2 protein-coding genes and 1 pseudogene are annotated in these 3,391 nt (G+C 65.4%); 1 reads left to right on the top strand and 2 read right to left on the bottom strand.

The window, feature by feature from the left end:
• A partial coding sequence (locus tag VGP60_RS09820) for an AAA family ATPase (RefSeq protein WP_327547604.1) occupies positions 1-469 on the bottom strand: 469 nt, incomplete at its 3' end.
• A 269-nt stretch (positions 470-738) separates the two neighbouring features.
• Here VGP60_RS09820 and VGP60_RS09815 point away from each other — a divergent pair.
• Positions 739-1,983 carry an MFS transporter gene (locus VGP60_RS09815; protein ID WP_327547603.1) on the top strand — a complete coding sequence of 415 codons (1,245 nt, stop codon included), beginning with the start codon at positions 739-741 and terminating at the stop codon, positions 1,981-1,983.
• Between the two features lie 345 nt (positions 1,984-2,328).
• Here VGP60_RS09815 and VGP60_RS09810 read toward each other — a convergent pair.
• Positions 2,329-3,205, bottom strand: a pseudogene (locus tag VGP60_RS09810) (IS5 family transposase).
• Positions 3,206-3,391: the final 186 nt, after the last annotated feature.

Here is a 3,391-nt window from a genome sequence, read left to right as displayed (position 1 = left end):
CGGTGTCGATCACGAGGTCGGCGGCCGGACGGAGCCACGTGAGTGCGGAGTGATAAACCTCGACGTGTCGGTGCCGCCATGGCCGTATGCGCTCTGGCTCGTTCTGATCTGAGTCGATGCGCGCGTGCAGTGTCTCCGCGTCGGCGTCAAGGACGACATGGAAGACCTCGTGGCCTAGGTCAGCCAGTCCTTTCATGATGTCGCGCCAATACTCTTCAACAAGGACCGATTGAGCCGCCACGAGGTGCTGCCCGGTGAACTGGATGATCTCATCAGCAACAAGCGGGACGAGGCGCCGCCAGGACGGGTACTGCTGGAAGTCGGTCACGACATGATCCGACAGGTTGTTGGCCAGCATGTAGCCGACCCATTCAGGGTCGAAGTGGCGCAAAGCACCATCGGCCGCCACTAGCCTGCTGCTGGTAGTGGTCTTACCGACACCGAACGTCCCGTTGAGCCACACGATCATGCCGGGACGCTACTTCAAGCCCTTGATTCTGTGGGCGCCGCATTGCGGCGGGCGAGAAAGTGATCGTCCGCATCTCGGCATGTCCGGATGTGCGGATCGCGGCGGTTCCGGGCGTCAGGGCGGCGTGACTCTGGTCTGAGTAGTGGATCGCGAGCTGGGCGTCTTCGCTGGCACGTCTGTGAAGAACGCCTGCGGGAGATTCTTCGGTGCGGGCAGCGATCGGCTGAAACTAACTTGTGGATCGTCGGGTTTGCCGCTTCACTCTCCCGGTGAGTAGCAGCCGATTGTCGCCGCTCGCGGCACCGGCTTTCCGCTACTTTTTCATCGGTCAGGTCGTGAACCGGGTTGGCTCGTCGATGGCGGGCGTGGCGCTGGCGTTCGCTGTCCTCGACATCGACGACTCCGCATCGGCCCTCGGCTGGGTACTTGCCGCGTCGAGCGTGCCGACGGTCGTGTTCATGCTCTCGGGTGGAGCGATCGCCGACCGGCTGCCACGGGCCCTGGTGCTGCGTGGGTGCAACCTCGTCCAAGGCGTCACTCAGGCGCTCACGGCCGGGCTTGTCATCAGTGGGCATGCCGAGATTTGGCACCTGGTTGTCTTGCAAGCGGTGGCCGGCACCGTGTTCGCGGTGAGCTATCCCGCGTTCCTCGGGATGGTTCCAATCCTGCTGCCGGTCGAGGAGCGCCAGTCGGCGTTCCTGCTCATCGGTCAAGCCACCAGTGCTGTGGGCATCCTCGGCCCAGCGGTCTCGGGCGTGCTGGTAGCGACGGTCGGGCCGGGGTGGGCCCTGGCGGTTGACGCTGCGACTTATCTGGTCGCCGCAGCGCTGCTCCTGCTGGTGCGTCTGCCTGCAGGCGATCGCAGCCAAGCAAAGGCGAGCGTCATCGGCGACTTCGTCGCGGGGTGGGCGTTCGCGCGGCGCCTGGGCTGGGTGATCCCGGCTGCATCAGCAGCGTTGATCTTCAACGCCCTAGTCAGCGGCGCGATCAACGTCCTGGGCCCGGTGATCGCCGACGACACGATCGGCAGCGAGGGCTGGGGCCTGGCCAGCTCCGGGCAAGCAGTGGGCGTGTTCGTCGCCGCGTTCTTCCTCGCCAAGGTGACCGTGACCGCGCCGATGAAGGTGATCATGATCGCCTTCGTCGTATGGTGCGTTCCGATGCTGGTGCTCGGCACGCAGGTGAACGTATGGGTCCTCTCGGCGTCCTTCGTTGTCGCCGGAGCCGCGTTGAGCCTGCTGGACCTTTCCTGGAACTTGTTGGTCCAGGAGAAAGTGCACGAAGCAATGCTGTCGCGGATCATGGCCATCGACGGCTTCTTCTCCTTCGTGGCCACGCCGATCGGCCTAGTGGCCGTTGGTCCCCTCGCTGTCGCCTTCGGCGCGGGACGGGTTGAGCTCGCCTGTTTCGCCCTCGCCGCACTGGTCGCAGTGTTCGCCCTCACCAGACGCACCATCACCGATGTCAGACTTACCGGCGCACCGCCGCCACAGCTCGCGAATCAGGACGCATAAACACCCCGTACCTCGCCATTGCGGACTGCTTGGACGGGTATCTGTTAGCGCGCGGGCTGGATACAGCTTCAGGAGGCGTGATGGAGGTGGCAAGACTTCACGGGCTTCTAGTACCTGAAGCGTGGGCCGCCACGAAGACCGCATTCGTCATCGCACCTTCGTCGTAACAGGTCCAGGACAGTGCTTGCTCCCGCGACCGTCTCGTCATCGGCCCGAGCGGATGTCCCGTGTAGCCGATAGGCGGCTACTTGGGTCGCTTTCCTTGCTGCAACTGGCGGCTATGACGCACGCGCAGCTCACGGCGGCCGGGGCGAGGTGCTCGGTCCTAGGGCGTGTCTCTCAAGGTCATAGCCACAAGATGATGGCTCGGAGTACGACGCCGCCGCGGTAGGTCAGGGCGAGCTTGTCGTAGCGGGTGGCCAGGCCGCGCCAGTCCTTGATCCGGTTGAACGATCGCTCGACGACGTTGCGGCCCTTGTAGGCGGCCGCGTCGAAGGCCGGCGGTCGACCACCTGCTCGTCCACGGTTCTTGCGGTGGCCTGCCTGATCGGCGGGTTCGGCGATGGTGACCTTGATGTCGCGGGCGCGCAGGAGCGCACGAGTCGCCCGTGAGGAGTAGGCCTTGTCGCCGAGAACCCGGTCGGGTCGGGTCCGTGGTCGTCCCCGCCCGAGCCGTCCGACATGCAATTGGCTCAGCAGGGGCACGAACATGGGCGAGTCACCGCCCTGACCTGGCCCGATCAGGACCACCAACGGGCGGCACCTGCCGTCGACGAGCTGGTGGATCTTGGTCGACAGCCCGCCGCGCGAGCGGCCCAGACCATGGTCAGGAGGCTCGTGACGCAGGTTCGTGTAGTTCGACAGATCCCCCCGCGGTGCGCGCGAGGGTGGTCGCGTGCTGATGGGCACGATTGATCGTGGAGTCCACACTCACGTCCCAGACCACCTCACCGTTCGCATCGGCTTCAGCGATCAGCCGGGCGTGGATCCGGTCCCAGGTCCCGTCGATGCTGTAGCGCTTGTGCCGTTTCCAGACCGTCTGCCACGGCCCGAACCGATCCGGCAGATCGCGCCAGGCGATCCCGGTGCGGAACCGGTAGATGATCCCCTCGATCACCTGACGGTGATCGCGAAAGGGCCTGCTCTGCTTGCCATCCGAGCACGGCATCAACGGCGCGATCCGCGCCCACTGCTCATCACTGAGCACTGCATCCCGAGACATGACCCGAGCAAATCAGCCCCACACGCCTCACCTTGGGAGACACGCCCTAGGTGGACCTAGGCGGACCTCCGCCCGGCTCGCCCGAAAGAAGCCCCGAACTGCCCACAGGACCTGCCGGGAGCAGCGTTGTCCACAGACGACGTTCAGCCACTGGCGACCACGGACCGCGGCGGCGAACGCTGGAGC

It is taken from the genome of Amycolatopsis sp. (assembly GCF_036008905.1).
Taxonomy (GTDB): Bacteria; Actinomycetota; Actinomycetes; order Mycobacteriales; family Pseudonocardiaceae; genus Amycolatopsis.
This window is presented reverse-complemented; position numbering and strand designations above follow the sequence as displayed.